The 20503-nt window shown below is 60.1% G+C and carries 16 protein-coding genes; 12 read left to right on the top strand and 4 right to left on the bottom strand.

Annotated elements, in window-relative coordinates:
• The first annotated feature begins 51 nt into the window (after positions 1–51).
• Together chlG and LY254_RS05285 are read left to right on the top strand one after the other, a co-directional pair.
• A complete protein-coding gene (gene chlG, locus LY254_RS05280) occupies positions 52–975 on the top strand; it encodes a chlorophyll synthase ChlG (RefSeq protein WP_247479764.1) in 924 nt (307 codons plus the stop codon).
• Positions 972–3038, top strand: coding sequence for a transglycosylase domain-containing protein (locus tag LY254_RS05285; RefSeq protein ID WP_247479401.1), 2067 nt, complete (start codon positions 972–974; stop codon positions 3036–3038). Before chlG ends, LY254_RS05285 begins: the two co-directional genes overlap by 4 nt.
• Here the strand turns inward: LY254_RS05285 and LY254_RS05290 are convergent.
• Together LY254_RS05290 and LY254_RS05295 are read right to left on the bottom strand one after the other, a co-directional pair.
• Positions 3035–4360 carry a 16S rRNA (cytosine(967)-C(5))-methyltransferase gene (locus LY254_RS05290; RefSeq protein WP_247479402.1) on the bottom strand — a complete coding sequence of 442 codons (1326 nt, stop codon included), beginning with the start codon at positions 4358–4360 and terminating at the stop codon, positions 3035–3037. The genes LY254_RS05285 and LY254_RS05290 overlap by 4 nt on opposite strands.
• Positions 4357–4689, bottom strand: a complete 333-nt coding sequence (locus LY254_RS05295; RefSeq protein ID WP_247479403.1) for an MGMT family protein — start codon at positions 4687–4689, stop codon at positions 4357–4359. The genes LY254_RS05290 and LY254_RS05295 overlap by 4 nt, the downstream gene beginning before the upstream one ends.
• A gap of 50 nt (positions 4690–4739) precedes the next feature.
• Between LY254_RS05295 and trmH the strand changes: the two genes are divergently transcribed.
• The 3 genes from trmH to LY254_RS05310 all read left to right on the top strand — a co-directional run bounded on the left by trmH (position 4740) and on the right by LY254_RS05310 (position 6173).
• On the top strand, positions 4740–5435 hold the full coding sequence (gene trmH / locus LY254_RS05300) for a tRNA (guanosine(18)-2'-O)-methyltransferase TrmH (protein ID WP_247479404.1): 696 nt from the start codon (positions 4740–4742) through the stop codon (positions 5433–5435).
• Positions 5436–5499: 64 nt separating this feature from the next.
• Complete coding sequence (locus LY254_RS05305; protein WP_247479405.1) at positions 5500–5739, top strand: CopG family transcriptional regulator; 240 nt, start codon at positions 5500–5502, stop codon at positions 5737–5739.
• Positions 5739–6173 carry a TA system VapC family ribonuclease toxin gene (locus LY254_RS05310; protein ID WP_247479406.1) on the top strand — a complete coding sequence of 145 codons (435 nt, stop codon included), beginning with the start codon at positions 5739–5741 and terminating at the stop codon, positions 6171–6173. Before LY254_RS05305 ends, LY254_RS05310 begins: the two co-directional genes overlap by 1 nt.
• A 2-nt stretch (positions 6174–6175) precedes the next feature.
• Here the strand turns inward: LY254_RS05310 and LY254_RS05315 are convergent, their stop codons facing one another.
• Positions 6176–7045 (bottom strand): ABC transporter permease, encoded by an 870-nt coding sequence (locus LY254_RS05315; protein WP_247479407.1) that lies wholly within the window; start codon positions 7043–7045, stop codon positions 6176–6178.
• A gap of 147 nt (positions 7046–7192) precedes the next feature.
• Here LY254_RS05315 and LY254_RS13030 point away from each other — a divergent pair, with 147 nt between their 5' ends.
• From LY254_RS13030 to LY254_RS05345, 6 genes are all read left to right on the top strand, one after another.
• Positions 7193–7606: a type IV pilin protein gene (locus LY254_RS13030; protein WP_305852550.1), complete on the top strand. Its 414-nt coding sequence runs from the start codon at positions 7193–7195 to the stop codon at positions 7604–7606.
• Positions 7607–7723: 117 nt separating this feature from the next.
• The gene (locus tag LY254_RS05325; RefSeq protein ID WP_247479408.1) at positions 7724–8065 is read left to right on the top strand and encodes a type IV pilin protein; all 342 of its coding nucleotides are present in this window, start codon (positions 7724–7726) and stop codon (positions 8063–8065) included.
• Between the two features lie 67 nt (positions 8066–8132).
• Complete coding sequence (locus LY254_RS05330) at positions 8133–9590, top strand: hypothetical protein (protein WP_247479410.1); 1458 nt, start codon at positions 8133–8135, stop codon at positions 9588–9590.
• 25 nt (positions 9591–9615) lie between these two features.
• Positions 9616–10335 carry a peptidylprolyl isomerase gene (locus LY254_RS05335; RefSeq protein WP_247479413.1) on the top strand — a complete coding sequence of 240 codons (720 nt, stop codon included), beginning with the start codon at positions 9616–9618 and terminating at the stop codon, positions 10333–10335.
• Between the two features lie 20 nt (positions 10336–10355).
• Positions 10356–13310, top strand: coding sequence for a peptidase domain-containing ABC transporter (locus LY254_RS05340; RefSeq protein ID WP_247479416.1), 2955 nt, complete (start codon positions 10356–10358; stop codon positions 13308–13310).
• On the top strand, positions 13307–14470 hold the full coding sequence (locus LY254_RS05345) for an HlyD family secretion protein (protein WP_247479419.1): 1164 nt from the start codon (positions 13307–13309) through the stop codon (positions 14468–14470). Before LY254_RS05340 ends, LY254_RS05345 begins: the two co-directional genes overlap by 4 nt.
• A 3-nt stretch (positions 14471–14473) precedes the next feature.
• Here LY254_RS05345 and LY254_RS05350 read toward each other — a convergent pair whose 3' ends face one another.
• On the bottom strand, positions 14474–15040 hold the full coding sequence (locus LY254_RS05350; RefSeq protein WP_247479421.1) for a LuxR C-terminal-related transcriptional regulator: 567 nt from the start codon (positions 15038–15040) through the stop codon (positions 14474–14476).
• A gap of 763 nt (positions 15041–15803) precedes the next feature.
• On the opposite strand from LY254_RS05350, the gene LY254_RS05355 reads away from it, so the two are divergent.
• Positions 15804–20414, top strand: a complete 4611-nt coding sequence (locus LY254_RS05355) for a hypothetical protein (protein WP_247479423.1) — start codon at positions 15804–15806, stop codon at positions 20412–20414.
• The last annotated feature ends 89 nt before the right edge of the window (positions 20415–20503 follow it).

Raw genomic sequence — 20503 nt, forward strand, 5'->3', positions numbered from 1 at the left:
TCCCCCAACCCCACCGCCGCCACTGGTGGCGGTGCCCGGCAACTGCTGGGCATGAAAGGTGCCAGCGGCACCACCAACATCTGGAAGATCCGGCTTCAGCTGATGAAGCCCGTCACCTGGATTCCCTTGATCTGGGGGGTTCTCTGCGGAGCCGCGGCCTCAGGCAACTTCCACTGGAGCATCTCTGAGGTCGGTGCCTCGATCGCCTGCATGGTGATGAGCGGCCCGCTGCTGGCTGGGTTCACCCAGACCATCAACGACTACTACGACCGCGAGATCGACGCGATCAACGAGCCCTACCGGCCGATTCCCTCCGGAGCGATCCCCCTCTGGCAGGTCAAGGCGCAGATCTGGGTGCTGCTGCTGGCCGGACTCGGCGTGGCCTACGGCCTCGATCGTTGGGCCAACCACGACACCCCCGTGCTCTTCCTCCTGGCTCTGGGGGGCTCGTTTGTCAGTTACATCTATTCGGCTCCCCCGCTGAAGCTCAAGCAGAACGGCTGGCTGGGGAACTACGCCCTGGGCGCGAGCTATATCGCCCTGCCCTGGTGGGCCGGCCAGGCCCTCTTTGGTCACCTGACCTGGACCACTGCGTTCCTGACCCTGGCCTACTCCCTGGCGGGCTTGGGCATTGCCGTGGTGAACGACTTCAAGAGCGTCGAGGGAGATCGCGCCCTTGGTCTGCAATCGCTCCCCGTGGCCTTTGGCATCGAGAGGGCCAGCTGGATCAGCGCCGGAATGATCGATGTTTTTCAGCTGGCGATGGTGGCGGTGTTGATTGCCATCGGCCAACATTTCGCTGCCGTTCTGCTGGTGCTCTTGATCGTTCCTCAGATCACCTTCCAGGACATCTGGCTGCTGCGCGATCCGGTGGCCTTTGACGTGAAGTATCAAGCCAGCGCCCAGCCCTTCCTGGTGCTCGGCATGCTCGTCACCGCTCTGGCCATCGGCCACAGCGACCTGGTGGTGATGTGAAGCAGCGGCGCCGGCGGCAGCTGATCTCAGCCGGTCTCGTCGGAGCCGGTGCCGGCCTAGCGGTGGGGCTCACCCAGGCCGTCGTCACCCGCAGCGTCGACAGCCTGCTGCCGAATGTGCGTGGCGTCAGCAGCTACAACCGCCCTGGCACCTTGACCCTGCTGGCCAGCGATGGCCAGGTGATTCAAAAGCTCGGTCCGGCGACCCGCGAGAAGCTCGTCACCGGCCAGATGCCCCTGCTGGTGCAGCGGGCCTTCATCGCCGCTGAGGACCGCCGCTTCTACCAACACGACGGCATCGATCCAATCGGCATCAGCCGGGCGATGGTGCGCAACATCTCCAGTGGCTCGGTCGAAGAGGGTGCGAGCACCATCACCCAGCAGCTGGCGCGCACGGTCTTCCTCAGCCAAGACCGCACGATCATTCGCAAGCTCAAGGAAGCGCTGCTGGCCGGCAAGCTTGAGCGCCAGCTGAGCAAGGAGCAGATCCTTCAGCAGTACCTCAACTACGTCTATCTGGGCGCCGGGGCCTACGGGGTCTCGGATGCCGCCTGGATCTACTTCTCCAAAACGCCCTCCGAGCTGAACCTGCCTGAGGCGGCCCTGATTGCCGGACTACCGCCGGCCCCCTCGATCTATTCACCGCTGGTCAATCCCGACCTGGCCCTGCAGCGCCGAGCGATCGTGCTGCGGCGCATGCGCGAGGCCGGCTTCATCGATGACCTGCAGCTCGAGAACGCCAACAGCTCCCCCCTGTTGCTGAAGCCGGCGGAGCCGAAGTACTTCACCAGCCGCGCCCCCTACTTCACCAGCTGGGTCGCCCAGGAACTGCCCAACGTGCTCTCCAAGGAGCAACTCGAGGTGGGTGGCCTGACCATTCGCACCAGCTTGAACATCGACTGGCAGGAGAAGGCCCAAAGCACGATTAACCGCCACGCCCCCGGGGCGATGGAAGGGGCAGTTGTCTCGATGGAACCGGGGACCGGCTTGGTTCGCTCGATGGTGGGCGGCAAGGACTTCAACGCAAGCCAGTTCAACCGGGCCTCCCAAGCACTGCGCTCCCCCGGCTCGACGTTCAAGCTCTTCGTCTACCTAACGGCCCTGAAAGAGGGCATGAAGCCTGAGGACAAGATCACCGACCGCCAGGTTTGCTACGGCGGCTACTGCCCGAAAAACTTCAAGAACAAGTACTACGGGACCGTGCCGCTCTGGGTGGCACTGCAGAACTCGCTCAACACGGTCTCGGTCAGCCTGCTCAAGCAGGTGGGCTTCGACAAGGTGATCGCCACGGCCAACAGCCTTGGAATCACCAAGGAGCTGGGCCGCTTCTACCCGTTGGGGGTGGGCGCAACCGAGCAGACGATCCTGGACATGACGGCCGCCTATGCCGGCATCTTCAACCGCGGCGTCTACATCAAGCCGACGCCCTTTGAGGAGATCCTGGGCCCGGGCGGTGAACTGCTCTGGAGCCGACGCGTCAACGGCGATCCCGGCAAGCGCGTGGTCCCAAGCGACATCGCCGACGCGATGCTTTGGATGCTGCAGAAGGTCGTCAGCGGCGGCACGGGCTATGGCGCGGTCCCCCCGGGCCGGCCGGCCGCCGGCAAGACGGGCACCTCAGAAGGGGGCCGGGACCTCTGGTTCATCGGCGGCGTTCCCCAACTCGTCACCGGCCTCTGGCTGGGCTACGACAACAACAAAGAGACCAAGAGCACCAGTTCCCGCGCTGTGGTGGCCTGGTCGGAATACATGGCCCCGATCCTCAAGGAGCTGCCGGTGGAGCAGTTCCCGCCCAAGCCGGTGCTCAAGGGCAAGTTCAATCCACTGAAGGCCCTCACCAAAAACCTCAAGCTGGTCAAGCCGGACGAGGAGGAGACTCCCGTGGAGGAGACGACGGAGGAAACCACGGCACCGACCACACCCAGCCAACCCAGCGTGAGCGCACCGGCTCCAGCACGGCCGGCCAAGCGCCAGGACCCCTGCGGAAGCATGCAGACCAACCCCCGCTACGTCGACTGCCGCTTTGATCTGCTGGATCGCCGCCGCAGCACGCCGAACCCCTAGTTCAAGACGAGCCGCGCCGCGAAGAAGCCATCCCCCCCGCCATCGAGTTGCCCGGGCCAGAGCTGGAAGCTCTGCTCCAACCGCAGCTGAGGCTGATCCTTGAGGAACGCCTCCAGCAAGTCTCCGTTTTCCTCGGGATGGACCGTGCAGGTGGCATAGACCAGGCGACCGGCGGGCTTGAGCAGGGGGAGCAATCTCTCCAGAAGCTGCCGCTGCAGCGTCACCAGCCCCTCAATCGCGGCCGGGTCAATCCGCCAGCGGGCATCGGCATGGCGAGCCAGGGTTCCTAGCCCTGAGCAAGGGGCATCGATCAAGAGCGCATCAAATTGCCCCAGGAGTTCAGGGGCTTCCGAGGCCAATTCCACGGCGTCCCCATGGCGGGTCTCGATGCAACCCAAGCCCAGGCGCTCGCTGTTGCGGGCGACCCGGCGCAGACGCGCCTCACCGCGATCGAGGGCCAGCACCTGCCCCTGATCACCCATGAGTTCCGCCAGGTGGGTGCTCTTGCCCCCCGGGGCCGCGCAGGCATCCAGAACCCGCTCACCGCGCTTGGGATCGAGCAACGGCGCAATGGTTTGAGCCGAGCGGTCCTGAACACACCAGTGCCCCTCGTCGTAACCGGGCAGATGGCGCAGATCACCGGAGCGACCCTTGATGGTCAGACCCATCGGCAGACCCTCGAGCGGTTCGGCCACCACCCCCGCCGCGGCCAGGGCCGCCTGAACCGCCTCGGGTGTGGAGCGCAGGCCATTGACCCGCAGGTCGAGAGCAGGCGGCATGTTGCAGGCCCGGGCGTAGGTCTCCGCCTGCTCTGGGGTTTGCCACTGCAAAAGCGCAGCCGCGAGCCAATCGGGCAGGGACTGGCGAATGGCCAGGGCCGCCGCCGGATCACCCGGCAGGGGCAGGGCCTCACCGGCCTCCTGGCGGCGAAGGAAGGCCCGCAGCATGCCGTTGACCACCGGTGCCAGCCGGCTCAGGCCACCGCGCTTGGCCAACTCCACCGTGGTGCTGACGGCGGCTGAGGCGGGGATGCGATCACTGCTCAGGAGCTGGTAGAGCCCCAGGTGCAGAAGCCAGCGCAGCTTCGGGGGTTGGCGCTCGGCCGGGACCTTGCCCAGTTGGTCCAGCCAGGCATCCAGCAGGCGCCGCTGCCGGATCGCCCCATAGGCCAATTCCGTCGCCAAGCCACGGTCCTGAGGCGAGAGCGAGACCCGGCCCAGCTCCCGCTCGAGGGCCCCATCGGCATAGGCCCCGGCGGCCACGGCCTGCAGCACCTGCCATGCCACCTGGCGGGAGGCCAATCCGGGGGGTGCGCTGCTCATCCCCCACAACTAGCGCCCGGTGACCAGCGATACTGGGCCAGGGGAAGCCGGCCGTCGGCATCGACAGGAATGCCCTCGGCGATCAACAGGTCCCGCTGCATCCAATCGGAGCCCTCTCGGCTCAGGCTGAGGGAGATGCAGCCCTTGGCATTCACCACCCGTTGCCAGGGAATCTCCGAGGGCAGGGGCAGGCGGCGCAGGGCCCAACCCACCTGCCGCGCGCAGCCATAGGCACCGATCAGTTCCGCGATCTGGCCATAGGTGGCAAGGCGCCCCGGGGGGATCTGGGCGACGGCCCACCAGACCCGCTGATCAAAGCTCCGCTCCATGGGCGGCGAACGGCCATCAGACACGATGGATGTTGGCCCCTGCCAAGCCAATGCCGCTGCTTCCTCGCCGCTTTGAGCGCCTGAAATCCGTGCTGAACCACCGGATGGGCGATCTGACGGTGGTGATGGAGCAGGTGGACAAGCCCCACAACCTCTCTGCGATCCTGCGCACCTGCGACGCCGTCGGCGCCCTGGAGGCCCATGTCGTCAGCCTGCCCGGACGGCCCCGCACCTTCAACAACACCGCCAAGGGCAGCCAGAAGTGGGTGCCGCTGCATCCGCACCCCAGCATCGAGGGCTGCCTGCAGGGGCTCAAGGACAAGGGTTTTCGGATCTACGGGACCCACCTGAGCGTCGATGCGGTGGATTACCGCGACTGCGATTTCACCGGCCCCAGCTGTTTTCTGATGGGGGCCGAGAAGTGGGGCATGAGCGAGGAGGCCCTGGCGCTGGTGGATCAGCCGCTCTTCATTCCCATGACCGGAATGGTCCAGAGCCTGAACGTCAGTGTCGCTGCGGCCACCCTCCTCTTTGAAGCGCTGCGCCAGCGGCAGCGGGCCGGCAAGGTTCCAAGCAATGGTGAGGGAATTCCCGGGGGCGAGAGCGAGTACCGCCGGATCCTGTTCGAGTGGGCCTACCCCCAGGTGGCCGACTGGTGCCGCCGCGAAGGGCGCCCCTATCCAGCCCTCACGGACGAGGGCGAGATCGCCGAGGACCTCCCCCGCACCCTGAAGCTGCGCTACTGAGCCAGCGGCGGGAACGCTCAGCGAAGTTCGCCATACAGTTGTGATGCTTGATGCAAAGCATCAGATGCGCACGACCCTGTCGCTCGATGACGACGTCCTCGCTGCCGCCAAGGTCCTGGCGCGGCAGCGCAAACAACCCATTGGCAGCGTCATCAGCGAACTGGCTCGCCAGGGATTGGCGCAAGCCAACCGGCAGAACCCAGAGCCCGCCCACATCAAGCGCAATGGGCTGATGCTGATTCCACGCCGCCTGGATGGATCACCGGTGGACCTTGAGCTGGTGAACAACCTGCGGGAGGACTGATGCGACACACCACAGCCCTCCTCGACGTCAATGTCTTAATCGCGCTACTGGATCCGCACCACGTTCACCACGAGCTCTGTCATGGCTGGTTCGCGGACCGTGGTGCCGCCCCATGGGCCAGCTGCGCGATGACGCAAAACGCTGTCCTGCGCATCCTTGGCAATCCGCGCTACCCCAACTCCCCCGGGCCGCCGCCAACCATTGCGCCGCACCTCGACAGCTTGGTGGAACACCCAGGGCATGAGTTCTGGGACAGCAATCCCAGCCTGCTGAGCCAAGGGTTCATCGCCCGTTCCGCCCTGATCGATTACGCCCAGATCACAGATCTCTATCTGCTGGCACTGGCCAGACACCACGGTGGAACGCTGGCGACCTTGGACCAGCGCATCAAGGTGGACGGCAGCCAAGAGGCACTGGAGCTCATCCGCCCGTAGCCCTACTGCTCAGAGCGCAGGTTGTTGGCGCTGCCGCTGAGCCAACTCTCCAGACCCTCCCCTAGGAAAGAGAGGCCGAGGACCAGGACGAACATCGCGACACCGGGGTAGAGGGCCGTCCACCAGACGCCAGTGGGCAGGGCGTTGAGGGCCTGCTGTAGATCACTGCCCCATTCCGGCACGGTCTCGGGGAGTCCCAGTCCTAGAAAGCCCAGGCCGCCCAGCACCAGCACGGCATCGGCCGCATTCAGGGTCAGCAGGACCGGGACGGAGGTGATGACGTTGCGGAAAAGATAGCGGCGCAAGATCCACCAGGGACTCGCTCCGAGGGAGCGGGCGGCCTCGACGTAGAGCTCGGCCTTGACCTGGGCGGTCTGGTTGCGCACCACCCGGTAGTACTGGGGGATGTAGACGACGCAGAGAGCCGCAGCGGCATTGGGCAGGCCCTTGCCCAGCAGGAAGGCCAGCACCACCGACAGCAAAAGGACCGGCAGCGTGTAGAGCGTGTCCATCAGCAGCACCAGGACCCGATCCAGCCAGCCGCCGAGGTAACCGCTGACCATCCCCAGGGGGACGCCGATCACCAGCGCCGAGACCAGAGCCACCACCACCACCTGCAGAGCCACGCCGCTGCCGGCCAGGGTGCGGCTACAGACATCGCGACCCAGGCGATCGGTGCCGCACCAGTGCTGCCAGGAGGGCGGGGCATAGATCGGGTTCTCCAGGCCGCCATTGACCTCCGGCAACACCCCCAGGTGAATCAGCACTGGGGTCAGCAGCGCCATCAGGACATAGACCAGGACAATCGCCACCCCCCAGCGGGCCATCCGCGCGGCGAGGCTCTGCGGGCGCCAGGCCAAAAGGGAGTGCATCAAGCGGGCTGAATCCTGAAGCCAGCCTGAAGGATCACCCGGGGCAGGGCTGTCAAGCAACAAAAACGGGAATACGTTGATATGAGACAACGTGCGAGGAGTCGTCCTCGTTGAGCTATGTCAAGTCTGACCAAGCGCCGGCTTCTGATGCTGGTGGCCAACAAACCCCGGCAACACTCCCTCCTTCAAAAGGGCTTCACCTTGGTGGAGCTGATGATCGTGGTTGTGATCGTTGGCATCTTGAGTGCGATCGCACTGCCAAACTTCCTAAACCAGCAGAACAAAGCGAAGGCAGCCTGCGCCAAAACCCAAGTCTCTGGATTTGCCAAAGAGCAACAAGTCCACTTCGCCGAGAAGAGCACTTTTGCCGAAAGCTTCCAAGCACTGGGGTATGCCAACGACTTTACTCCGTCTGACTGCAGTGGGAACTACACAATCAAGCTAGACAACACGAAGATCCAAGCAGATCCAAAAGACACAAACAATGGCTTGTGCGTGACCGCAACACTTGAAAATGGCTCATATCTCATGGGAGAGACCAAAGGAGCTTGCCCGCAATAAGCCAATAAGCAGCAATCAGCCCTATAAATTCGGGAGGGGCTAAATATGGTGCAACCAAGCACGCGAAGCCTCCAGACCTCTTCAACCTGCGAAGGAGGCTTCACCATGGTGGAGCTGATGATCACGATCGTGATCACCGGCATCTTGAGCGCAATAGCCCTTCCAGTGTTTCTCAATCAGCGGCATAAAGCGAGGGCGGCCTGTGCCCAGACCCAGGTCTCCGGAATAGCCAGAGAGCAGCAGATATTTCACATCCAGCACAATAAGTTCGCCTCGACCTTCCAGGAGCTCGGCACTGAAGCCCCAAATGAGTGCGGCGGCTACAGCAAAGTTCTACTCGGAACTGGCACCGTGAATGCCTTCCCCAAGGACCTTGCCAACGGCTACTGCGTGTGGGCAAGACTTGAAAGCGGAAGCTACACGCTGAACACCACCAAAGGCGGCTGCGGTGGTGGTTAGGTCCCGCGGATCTTTAAAACTTCAACAGAAACGTGACCAGGGCATCGTCTTGCCCCTGGTTTTAGTGGTGTCTCTCCTGATTAGCGCCGGCCTCATGGCCCTCGCCGCCCGCGCCTGGCTCGGCCTGAGTGGCTCCATTCGCCAAAGCCAAGCCAGACAAGCCCGTGAAATCGCCGAGGCCGGCGTGGCCAGGCTCGTAGAGAGCATGAACCGCGAGTTCGCCTATCTACTGATCAAGGACTGGGATCCGACGAACAACATCAACCAATGGGACAACACCGTTTTCACCTCCTCCATTTGCCCCGGCTCCAACAGCAACCCCGCTGAGTTAGTCAGAACGGCGGCCTTGAGCGATCCCCAGGGTCGCTACACGCTGGAGTCCTACAGCTTCAAAGGCAGCCCCTTCTATGGAGGCAAGGCCTCCATCCGAATGCGCGGCGAACGCCTGCACAGCAACGGACAAATCGGTGCGACCGCCGTGGTCGAGCAAACGATGGAGGTCAAGCCCAAGGACTGCACCAACTCCTTTGGAGAAGACACAGCCACCAGCGGCTTCCCAGGTCTACTGGCCTCCCACATTGATCTGGGCAACAACGAGATCAAGGGATCCCTCAGCGCCAACGTGCTCTGCCTGGCCTGCCCGCCTCAAACCAATTTCGAGAGCCTCAGCCAAGACGAGAAAGAGGGCCTGATTGGCGGCAATAGCAATGACGGCAAACGCCAGGTGGACGGAGAGGTCTTTATCGGTCCCATCGATCTCCCACCGGTCCCGCCCATGCCAGCCGGTCTCGCGAGCAAGCCACCAGCCCTGATCGATCAAGCCACGAGCATCACCGGTGGGGAGCTGCCGACGGATCCAGACCTTAAAAACAGCTGTCTCGTCAGCGAAAGCGGAGGCCACAAAACCACCTCCTGCCTGATCTCACGCATTGATCTGAGCGGCGGCGGCAACGGCAAAAGCAGCTCCACCCTCTCGATCGACACCACCAACGGCTCGGTTCGCCTCTACGTCACCTCAGCGGGATCACTCTCCAGCCCCAGCGTCGACTTCTCAGGACAGGCGGGGATCAAACACACCCAAATCGACCAGGACTCAGGAGCCGTTGTCCCTGGGCTTGCCGCCGACCTTGGCCTCTTCGGCAATCCCGTGGACGGAGATAGCAGCAATGACCAGCTGGTGAACCTGGCCGGCGGATCGCAGGTCACTGGGCTCTGGGCCTATTTCCCCGATGGAACCGTTGGCATCAAGGGGGGAAACAACAACGATCCGGAATACTGCGACGCGATCACTGGCGAATGCTTCGGAGGCGAAATCCTCGGCGCGGTCTGGGCCAAATCCTGGGGCGGAACCAAGGACCTCAAGGGAGCCGGCTCCAGCTCTGGGGTCGCCGAACTGGTGGTGCCCTCAGACATGGGCACGCAACTCTTCAACCGCTATGGCCCCAGCTATGCCCTGGGGATCCGCGATTACGTCGCCCTAGGGGTCACCCACTGGAGCAGCTTCACTCAGTCTCAGCGAGACTAGACTGAGACAAGAGCGGGATTGGCTCATGGTCGTCAGCACCTCAGGCCGGCACGACGTCAGTCCTCATCAGCTCGCCCGCTGGGGCCTTTGGCACCAGGTGCAGCGAGAGGAATGCATCGACCACCTCCTCGATGAGATCGAGCAACCCGACGCCAGCCAACTCAAGGTCCTGCAGGAGCAATGGCTCCAGGCCCATGAACTCCCCAACCAGCAGGCCCTACAAGGCTGGCTCCACCAACAGGATCTTGACCAAGCGGATTGGACGGAGTTGATCACCCGGCCCTGGCGCTGGCAGCAGTGGTGCCACGGGCATTTCAAAGACCAGCTCAGCACCTATTACCTGAAGCGCAAACCGCTGCTGGATCGGGTGAGCTATTCGCTACTGCGGGTGAAAGACAAGGCACTGGCGACAGAGCTTTACCTCCGCATTAAGGAAGGGGAAGCCACCTTTGAGCAGGTGGCCTCGGAGTATTCAGCCGGCCCGGAGCGCAACAGCGGCGGACAACTCGGCCCGGTCGCCATTCAGCAACCCCATCCGGTCCTCGCCCGGCTGCTGCAGGTCAGCAGCCCCGGCCAGCTCTGGCCCCCCAAGCAACTGGAGAACTGGTGGATTGTGGTGCGACTCAACCAGCTCCACACCACTGAGCTCGATGCCAATACCGCGCAACAACTCGCCCTGGAGTTAGGCGAACAGCATCTCGAGCAGATCTTGGAACTTTCTAAAACAACAACAACCAACGGCTAAAGCCTCCATACCTTGGAGGGATGGTCGACGCCCCTCCTCGACGGCTCTTTGAAGGCTGGGGCCCGCTCGCGAGCCTGCCGCCAGCGGTGCAGGAGCAACTGCAGTCCCAACTGCGCAGTATCAGCCTGCAGCCTGGAGAGCAGCTCTACGACTTCGAGCATCTTCCCCCTGGGGTTCTTTATCTCCAGCAGGGGCAGATGCGCCTCTTGGGGCTGGATCAGCGCAAAGAACCCTTCACCCTGGAGCGCTACAACAGCGGTGAACTCGCGGGCGCTGAGTTACTACTCCGGGGCATCCCGGGCCAAGCCATGGCGGCCTCCACCGCCCTCCAGGCCTCGCTGCTGCCAGCGGAGCTCTTCCTGCAGCTGATTCAGCAACATCCCCAGCTACTCAACGGCTTTCGTCAACTCAGGCCCGCTGAGCTCTACGCGGTCACGGCCTCTCGCAATGACCCGCGCCTACCGGCCGCACAGGAGCTGCTGCACTGGGCCCAACGGGAATGCAGCAAGAGCCCCCAAGTGGAGCTGCTGCCGCCAGGGGAGCAACAGCTCAGCGATGCCGCAGGCCGCTGGCTGGTGAGCAGCGGCAACGTCGAGGGCGAAACCCCCGGCACCCTGCTGCAGGGCTCCGCCAAGCTCACCGTGCTGGGCCGCCTGCCGGCGCGCCTGCTCCCGGTGCCCACCCACTGGCCGCCCCAGCGCCAACAGGAGATCAGCAGCCTGGTCCCGGAAGCCGCGCCAAGTCAGCCCGCCCCGAGCCTGCAGCTCCAGCGCGAGGCCCTCGAAGACTGGTACGGCCGTCTGCGCGATGACGGCACCTTCCCGCAGCACAACGGCACTGGCCCGGTCGAGGAGCCCCTGGCCTGCCTGCGCATGCTCTCGCGGCACTTCGATCTGCCCTTCCGCCGCGACGTGCTGCGGCGGGTCCTGAATGACCAGCTGCAGCGGGCAGGAAACGCTGGGCTGGGACTGCAGCAACTGGCGGCCATCTGCGATCTACTCGGGCTGCGCTGCACCCCTCTGCAACCGTCGGCCACGCAACTGCTGGAGCGCCTGCCGCTACCGGCCCTCTGCGTCCTCAATGGCCATCCCGTCGTCTTCTGGGAGCAGAAGAGCATCCAACTGCTGGTGGGCGATCCCCTGCGCGGTCAGCAGTGGGTCCCCTGCGAAGAGCTCCTGCGCCAAAGCCAGGGGGAAGCGCTTCCGCTGCTCTATTTGGAGGCCAACGCCAGCACCCCCAAGGCCCGCTTTGGTCTGAGCTGGTTTATCCCGGCCATCCGCAAGCACCGCAGCAGCCTGATCCAGGTGGTGGTAGCGAGCTTCTTTGTTCAGCTGCTGGGGCTTTTTAACCCGCTGCTAATTCAGCAGATCATCGACGCGGTGATCAGCCAGGGCAACTTCGCCAGCCTGAATGTTCTGGGCACCCTGCTGGTGGCCATGGCCCTGGCCCAGGCCTTGATGGGGGCCCTGCGCACCTACCTCTTCTCCGACACCACCAACCGGATCGACATCTCGCTTGGGGCGACGATTATTCACCACCTGCTGCGGCTACCGCTGGGCTATTTCGCCAAGCGCCCCGTCGGTGAAGTCAGCAGCCGGATCTCGGAGCTGGAGAAGATTCGCCGCTTCCTCACCGGCACCGCCCTAACGGTTCTGCTCGATGCGGTCTTCTCGGTGATCTACATCGGCGTGATGCTGCTCTATTCGGTGCAGTTGACCTTCTGGGCTCTCGCCGTCCTGCCCCTCTTTGTCGCCCTCACCATGGGTGTGGCGCCTGTGATTCGGCGGCAACTGCGCCAGCAGGCCGAGGCCAATGCTCGGGTGCAGAGCCATCTGGTGGAGACCCTCTCCGGCATGGAGACCGTCAAAGGCCAAGGCATGGAGCTGCCTAGCGAGTGGCGCTGGGAGCAGCTCTATGGCGGGCAGATCCAGGCGGGCTTCCGCAACACCGTCACCAGCACCGCGGCCGGCTCCGCCAGCCAGTTCCTCGAGCAGATCTCAGGCCTGCTGGTGATCTGGATGGGGGCCAGCCTGGTGCTCAAGGGGCAGCTGACCCTGGGGCAACTGATCGCCTTCCGCATCCTCTCGGGCTACGTCACCAGCCCCCTGCTGCGACTGGCCAGCCTCTGGCAGAACTTCCAGGAAACGGCTCTCTCACTGGAGCGGTTGTCCGACATCGTCGACCACCGCGAGGAGATCGAGATCGCCGGCGAAAACTTGCCGCCGCTTCCCCCGATCCAAGGCGCCATCACCTACGAGGGCGTCAACTTCCGCTTCGCCAGCAGCGGGCCCCTGCAACTGCTGAACGTCAGCTTTGAGATCAAAGCCGGGGAGTTTGTCGGCATCGTCGGCAGCAGTGGCTCGGGCAAGAGCACTCTGTTGAAACTGCTGACCCGGCTCTTTGATCCCCTCGAGGGAACCATCCGCGTCGACGGCTACGACATCTCCAAGGTGGACCTCTACTCCCTGCGCTCCCAGATCGGTGTGGTGCCGCAGGACAGCCTGCTCTTTGACGGCACCGTGCAGGCCAACATCGCTCTGACCCGGCCGGAGGCGAGCTTCGAGGAGATCTGTGGTGCCGCCCAGGTGGCCTGCGCCCACGACTTCATCCAGGCCCTGCCGGCCGGCTACAGCAGCTCAGTTGGGGAGCGGGGTGCGGCCCTCTCCGGCGGTCAGCGCCAACGGATGGCCATTGCCCGAATGGTGCTCAAACGCCCGCGGCTGCTGGTGATGGATGAGGCCACCAGCGCCCTGGATGTCGATACCGAACGTCAGGTCACACGCAACCTCGCGGAGGTCTACCGCGGCAGCACTGTGCTGTTCATCACCCATCGTCTCGGCAGCCTGCGCCATGCCGACCGGATCCTGGTGATGCACCAAGGGGCCCTGGTGGAGCAGGGCACCCACAGCGAGCTCATGGCGCTGGCGGGTCGCTACGCCACGTTGTACCAACAACAGGAGGCCGGACTGGAATGAGCGCCCCAGACGACCAATCCCTCGCCCCCCAATCAGGGGGGTCGATCACTCCGCTGGAGCACCAAGAGGTCCGCTACCGGGCTGCCCCCACCTGGGCCCGGGCCCTGCTCTGGGCGATGGTCGGCAGCGTGGGCTTCGGGATCGTCTACGCCTGCATCGCCCGGATCGATGAGGTCGTCACGGCCACGGGCGAATTGCAAGCTCTCGGCGCGGAACGGCCGATCAAAGCCCCTGCGCCTGGAGTCGTCAGCGCCATCCCGGTGAAGGAGGGCCAGATGGTGGAGAAGGACCAGGTGGTGCTTCAGTTCGATCCAGAGGTGAACGACCAGCGACTGCGCTCCCTAGAAGAGCAGGAACGGCTGGAGCAGCGCCGGCTGAGCGAGCAAAGCCTGGCCTTCAAAGCCCGCGAAGACAGCCTGGCCTCCAAGGTCACCAGCCTGAAGGCCACGGCCGCGACCGAGCGTGAGATCCTCAAACGCGTCGCCCCCCTGGCCGAGCAGGGCGGCATCCAAATCGTGCAGTTCCTGCAGCAGAAAAACCGCCTGCAGGAACTGCAGTCGGAGATCGCCCAAACCGAGGCCAATCGCCGCGAGGTGCAATCCGAAGCCCTCAAGGCCAAACAGGAAAGCCTCAAGGAACTGGCGAACATCGAGCGTCAACTCACCGAGACCCGCAAGGCCAGCGAGTACGAGTCCCTGCGCTCTCCCCTGAAGGGACGGGTCTTTGATCTAGTGCCCGCCAGCCCGGGCTACGCCGCCGCCAGCGGCGAGACCCTACTGAAGGTCGTCCCCGATGGAGCGGTGGAGGCCAAGGTCTTTTTGACCAACGCAGACGTGGGCTTCGTCAAACCCGACATGAACGCTCAAGTTCGGGTGGATGCCTACCCCTTCACGCAGTTCGGTGACATCCCAGGGGTACTCAAGTCCATTGGCCAGGAGGTCCTGCCCGCCGATGAGCAGCACCCGCAGCCGCGCTTCCCGGCCCTGGTGGTGCTGAAGCAGCAGTACCTCGAGCGCAATGGCAAGCGCTACAACGTCCGTCCTGGCCAGAGCGTCTCGGTGAACTTGATCGTGCGCGACAAACCCGTGATCAGCCTGCTGACCGATGCGGTGGAGAAGGCCTGGGATGCCCTGCGCGGGATCAAGTCCGATCAGAACTGAGTCCTAGGCCACCGCCAGGGCCAACTCCGTGCGGTTGCTGACATTCAGCTTTCGGAACAGCCGGTGGACGTGGCTCTCCACAGTGCGCTGCGAGAGACAGAGCAACTGGGCAATGGCCTTATTGCTCAGGCCCTCCTTGAGCAACTCAATCACCCGCTGCTCCGCCCTGCTGATGGTCGGCCCCACCGCCGCCACGGCCTTTTGCCGGCGCTGCTGGTGGCATTCCCTGAGCTCATGGGCCAAGAGCTGTAAGGGATGCAGGCGACGGGAGCTCCGTGCCGCAGAACCACGCAGCGAAACAGCTGGCAGCACGGACAGGCCCCGATGGGGCGGGCAAGCCTCTTCTTGGAGCACGTGCCAGAGCTCGATGGGATCGTGCGGCGGCTCCTGCTCCGGCAGCGGCAGCACCCGCAGCTTGGCCACCACCCGCGCCACTTGGCGGACGGCCTCATGCCAGCAGCCATAGGCCAGCACGTGCAGACCTTCTCGCATCAGCCGCTCTTGCACAGAGCGCCTGATCAACACATCGGGGTCGACCACAACCACCAGGTCGTGGTGAACAACCACCATGGTTCCGGGCATTCAGCTTGGAAGAAAGGACAGAGTTCCCAAGTCCTCGCGGCTACCCAAGGGCAACGCCCAAACCGCTGAGTTTCTTTATTCAACGAGGCAGGCAAAATCACTGTCAAGCCCTCTGACTAGGCACAAAGACTCAAATCCGAAGAAAACATTGAATATCCGCGGACGAGAGAAATAGGCGCAACGCAGGCAGAGACCAAAGAACAAATGATTTCCACAGCGAAAATGAAATATGGGCATAAGCATCTACAGAAAAGATGCATGCGTTAGTGCTAATACAGACGCAGAGATCCGCCCAAGGTCTCTATCTGGAGCAGTGCCCCAAGCACTGCTCTTTTTTTTGAACGCGGTCCCGGAAGCGAGGCAGGCCATCTGGACATACACCGTCCCAGCAAGGATCAGAGCAGAGGAAGAAAGGACCGCTAGCGCTGCACAACCCCGCCAGAGTATGCGCATAAATACTCAAAAACCGCCGAAATCTAAAGAAAGCCTTGCGGAATTCCAAAGAAAGGCTTAGAAACAAAAGAGGTCTTGGGCAGGCGTCTTACGCCTTGACCTGGTTCACTCAATGCAACTCAGCAAAAGTCTTGGGCTAGCACTATTGGTGCTATGACTTTTTCTGGCTTACAGCAGCGAAAGAGCCTTAACCAACCGTGATCCGCGAATGTCTCGGGCATCAGTCCGAGGCTAGAGGGGAATGCGCATTGGGAACTTGGGAGCACTAGGGGAGAACGATTCCTGCAACCAACGCAACATGACCGACTTCACTGGATCGGCCTACAGAGATCACTATCTACAGGGCGCTAGAGCATCGGCGCTCAGCGATAGGAATGTGGTCATCGAGGGAGAACTGCGAATCAGCACGGAAGCGATTGACCGTCTGAGGTCACGAGGGACCATTTATTGGCGTGATGCGCGAAGCATTGCTGTCGCCAAGGGCGTCGACAACTCGGTCATCACTCAATTCGGAGACCTTGCCGTCATCCATGCATATGCCCAGGCCCAGGAAAGCTATGCATACGGGCTATACAATTCAACGCTGAATCTGAGCGGTGAAACCAATAAACGCGTAGACATTAGCGCCAAGAGTCGAATTACAGGCACTCACGATCCCGCATGGGGTCTAAAGGATTCAACAGTCCAGACGAGTGAAGGGGACGATCGGATCTCGATTGTGGCCGATGCTGGAGCCATGAATTCAGGAAATTCGGAATATCGACAAACGCAGTCGATTAAGGCATTCGGCAGCGAAGGTGGGGAAATAAGGACTGGCGCCGGGAACGATCACGTCTCGATCACTGCGAAAACAAGCACCAATAATAGGTTTAATGTCTGGTCGGACCATGTCAATGGCTTTGATGATGCCGGGCAAGGGACGGGAAGACGCGACCTTCAGAAGGTTGATGATGCAAGCAATGGAGAAGCAATTGCGATCGGAGATTCGAATATCGACCTAGGATGTGGAGATGATTACATCGAGTTTATAGCCATAGGATTTAGTACATTCACAAGCAATAGGCTGGACTGGGCAGGGGCTAGACACCTTGACCAAGCCGCCCCAAGCTTCAATTCATCAATAGCCATCAGAGACAGTAACATTCTGCTTGGATCAGGCGATGATAGAGCAGAAATAACAGGCAATTTTGTCAATGCGGTATTCAGTGGCGGATCAGGTCTCGACAGCATCAAATTTATAAACCATCGATTCAGCGAATTTTCAGTCACAAAGGAGGGCTCCACTTACTATATCAACGGCAATGGCAACAGCGCCACTATTACAGGGATAGAGCAACTAATCTTCAACGACCAGATCCTCACCCTAAAAACTGATCCGGGTGTGACGATTACCGGAAGCGACTTCACGACAAGCGAAGATGATGGATTTGATCTTGATGGCCGGTGGACAGGCGATCTCAATACAGCCAGCTTTGAGTACAAACTCGACACAAGGCCCGAATATGATGTGGTCATTCACCTAGCCGTTAGCGATTCATCTGAGGCAGAACTAAGCACCTCCAGGCTAGTCTTCACAAGCGAAAACTGGGATACCGCTCAGACCGTCGTCGTGAAGGGCAAGGACGACTTTAAGAACGATGGGAGTATTTCCTATGACATCACGCAACGCATAGAGACACGCGACCTGGGCTACAACAGGCTACAACTTAAGAACATCAATCTTATCAATCTGGATGATGGTGAAGATAAGCCAGTAATCGGCATCCCACCCCATCACGACTGGATTGTTCGAGGCTCAAATGGCAACGACAGACTTTATGGGGGCTATGGGCAGCAAGAGCTAAGGGGTTACGCAGGGGACGACCGAATTTATGGCGAACAAGACGACGACTGGCTTGTCGGAGGAGCAGGGAACGATCTACTTGATGGCGGCCTTGATGAAGATACGGTCGAGTACTCAGGAAGGCAAGAAGACTACGAAGTCAGACTTGAAAAGAATGGAGACTATACAGTTCGAGATCTAAGAGGAGAGCAAGGCGAGGGACTCGACACGGTTAGGAATATTGAGAAGATCTTTTTTGCAGGATCAGGAAGAACTATTGATATCGCAGATGCAGAGAGAGCAAGTAGACGCCTAAGCGATGCCGAGGTCGCCGGTAACACCACACTCACCAAAGATTCATTTGGTGGCGCCTATGCAAAAAATGCAGACGGCACTCTTCATGAAATCACCTACAACGGAAGTCAGATGAAGGACGGCTTCTTTGCTGGATGGTCTATCCTCGGTGCAGAAGTAGTCAATGGAAACAATACAGTCGCATGGAAGCACTCCTCTGGCGATATCTCCATCTGGAACACTGATGCCAACTGGAATTACGCAAATTCTGCTTTCTATGGCTCAGCAAATAGCTCTAACGGCCTGAAGTGGGAACAGTCTTTTAATCAAGACTTCAACGGCGACTCCATCATCGGCACTTCCTACAAAGATGCCGAGGTCGCCGGTAACACCACACTCACCAAAGATTCATTTGGTGGCGCCTATGCAAAAAATGCAGACGGCACTCTTCATGAAATCACCTACAACGGAAGTCAGATGAAGGACGGCTTCTTTGCTGGATGGTCTATCCTCGGTGCAGAAGTAGTCAATGGAAACAATACAGTCGCATGGAAGCACTCCTCTGGCGATATCTCCATCTGGAACACTGATGCCAACTGGAATTACGCAAATTCTGCTTTCTATGGCTCAGCAAATAGCTCTAACGGCCTGAAGTGGGAACAGTCTTTTAATCAAGACTTCAACGGCGACTCCATCATCGGCACTTCCTACAAAGATGCCGAGGTCGCCGGTAACACCACACTCACCAAAGATTCATTTGGTGGCGCCTATGCAAAAAATGCAGACGGCACTCTTCATGAAATCACCTACAACGGAAGTCAGATGAAGGACGGCTTCTTTGCTGGATGGTCTATCCTCGGTGCAGAAGTAGTCAATGGAAACAATACAGTCGCATGGAAGCACTCCTCTGGCGATATCTCCATCTGGAACACTGATGCCAACTGGAATTACGCAAATTCTGCTTTCTATGGCTCAGCAAATAGCTCTAACGGCCTGAAGTGGGAACAGTCTTTTAATCAAGACTTCAACGGCGACTCCATCATCGGCACTTCCTACAAAGATGCCGAGGTCGCCGGTAACACCACACTCACCAAAGATTCATTTGGTGGCGCCTATGCAAAAAATGCAGACGGCACTCTTCATGAAATCACCTACAACGGAAGTCAGATGAAGGACGGCTTCTTTGCTGGATGGTCTATCCTCGGTGCAGAAGTAGTCAATGGAAACAATACAGTCGCATGGAAGCACTCCTCTGGCGATATCTCCATCTGGAACACTGATGCCAACTGGAATTACGCAAATTCTGCTTTCTATGGCTCAGCAAATAGCTCTAACGGCCTGAAGTGGGAACAGTCTTTTAATCAAGACTTCAACGGCGACTCCATCATCGGCACTTCCTACAAAGATGCCGAGGTCGCCGGTAACACCACACTCACCAAAGATTCATTTGGTGGCGCCTATGCAAAAAATGCAGACGGCACTCTTCATGAAATCACCTACAACGGAAGTCAGATGAAGGACGGCTTCTTTGCTGGATGGTCTATCCTCGGTGCAGAAGTAGTCAATGGAAACAATACAGTCGCATGGAAGCACTCCTCTGGCGATATCTCCATCTGGAACACTGATGCCAACTGGAATTACGCAAATTCTGCTTTCTATGGCTCAGCAAATAGCTCTAACGGCCTGAAGTGGGAACAGTCTTTTAATCAAGACTTCAACGGCGACTCCATCATCGGCACTTCCTACAAAGATGCCGAGGTCGCCGGTAACACCACACTCACCAAAGATTCATTTGGTGGCGCCTATGCAAAAAATGCAGACGGCACTCTTCATGAAATCACCTACAACGGAAGTCAGATGAAGGACGGCTTCTTTGCTGGATGGTCTATCCTCGGTGCAGAAGTAGTCAATGGAAACAATACAGTCGCATGGAAGCACTCCTCTGGCGATATCTCCATCTGGAACACTGATGCCAACTGGAATTACGCAAATTCTGCTTTCTATGGCTCAGCAAATAGCTCTAACGGCCTGAAGTGGGAACAGTCTTTTAATCAAGACTTCAACGGCGACTCCATCATCGGCACTTCCTACAAAGATGCCGAGGTCGCCGGTAACACCACACTCACCAAAGATTCATTTGGTGGCGCCTATGCAAAAAATGCAGACGGCACTCTTCATGAAATCACCTACAACGGAAGTCAGATGAAGGACGGCTTCTTTGCTGGATGGTCTATCCTCGGTGCAGAAGTAGTCAATGGAAACAATACAGTCGCATGGAAGCACTCCTCTGGCGATATCTCCATCTGGAACACTGATGCCAACTGGAATTACGCAAATTCTGCTTTCTATGGCTCAGCAAATAGCTCTAACGGCCTGAAGTGGGAACAGTCTTATAATCAAGACTTCAACGGCGACTCCATCATCGGCACTTCCTACAAAGATGCCGAGGTCGCCGGTAACACCACACTCACCAAAGATTCATTTGGTGGCGCCTATGCAAAAAATGCAGACGGCACTCTTCATGAAATCACCTACAACGGAAGTCAGATGAAGGACGGCTTCTTTGCTGACTGGCTAATCACCGGCGCAGAGAATATCGAGGGAAGAAATATGGCCGCCTGGACAACAACATCAGGCCTTATATCTATTTGGGAAACAGATGAAAACTGGAACTACACAGGAACCGCTTTCATAGGCTCAAGCAATTCTTTGGCTGGCGCCCAATGGGAGAATGATTTCAACCAGGACTTCAATGGAGACTTGATCATTGGAATCCTGAGACCGGTAGCATAACCATTGCTTTCAAAAGGCCCCTTGGCGATCGCCAAGGGGCCTTTTTTTGTGGCTAATCAATGTGTGCCATTCCGTCGCCTATTGGCAAC

The sequence above is a fragment of the Synechococcus sp. NB0720_010 genome, assembly GCF_023078835.1.
In the GTDB taxonomy this organism is placed as follows: Bacteria; Cyanobacteriota; Cyanobacteriia; order PCC-6307; family Cyanobiaceae; genus Vulcanococcus.

Bases quoted from the DNA above. Each gene is read 5' to 3' on its own strand.
- chlG (WP_247479764.1), top strand. From the start codon at position 52: ATGAAAGGTGCCAGCGGCACCACCAACATCTGGAAGATCCGGCTTCAG.
- trmH (WP_247479404.1), top strand. From the start codon at position 4,740: ATGCCGCTGCTTCCTCGCCGCTTTGAGCGCCTGAAATCCGTGCTGAAC.
- LY254_RS05345 (WP_247479419.1), top strand. From the start codon at position 13,307: ATGAGCGCCCCAGACGACCAATCCCTCGCCCCCCAATCAGGGGGGTCG.
- LY254_RS05295 (WP_247479403.1), bottom strand. From the start codon at position 4,689: ATGGAGCGGAGCTTTGATCAGCGGGTCTGGTGGGCCGTCGCCCAGATC.
- LY254_RS05315 (WP_247479407.1), bottom strand. From the start codon at position 7,045: ATGCACTCCCTTTTGGCCTGGCGCCCGCAGAGCCTCGCCGCGCGGATG.
- LY254_RS05340 (WP_247479416.1), top strand. From the start codon at position 10,356: ATGGTCGACGCCCCTCCTCGACGGCTCTTTGAAGGCTGGGGCCCGCTC.
- LY254_RS05290 (WP_247479402.1), bottom strand. From the start codon at position 4,360: ATGAGCAGCGCACCCCCCGGATTGGCCTCCCGCCAGGTGGCATGGCAG.
- LY254_RS05310 (WP_247479406.1), top strand. From the start codon at position 5,739: ATGCGACACACCACAGCCCTCCTCGACGTCAATGTCTTAATCGCGCTA.
- LY254_RS05350 (WP_247479421.1), bottom strand. From the start codon at position 15,040: ATGGTGGTTGTTCACCACGACCTGGTGGTTGTGGTCGACCCCGATGTG.
- LY254_RS05335 (WP_247479413.1), top strand. From the start codon at position 9,616: ATGGTCGTCAGCACCTCAGGCCGGCACGACGTCAGTCCTCATCAGCTC.
- LY254_RS05325 (WP_247479408.1), top strand. From the start codon at position 7,724: ATGATCACGATCGTGATCACCGGCATCTTGAGCGCAATAGCCCTTCCA.
- LY254_RS13030 (WP_305852550.1), top strand. From the start codon at position 7,193: ATGCTGGTGGCCAACAAACCCCGGCAACACTCCCTCCTTCAAAAGGGC.
- LY254_RS05355 (WP_247479423.1), top strand. From the start codon at position 15,804: ATGACCGACTTCACTGGATCGGCCTACAGAGATCACTATCTACAGGGC.
- LY254_RS05305 (WP_247479405.1), top strand. From the start codon at position 5,500: ATGCGCACGACCCTGTCGCTCGATGACGACGTCCTCGCTGCCGCCAAG.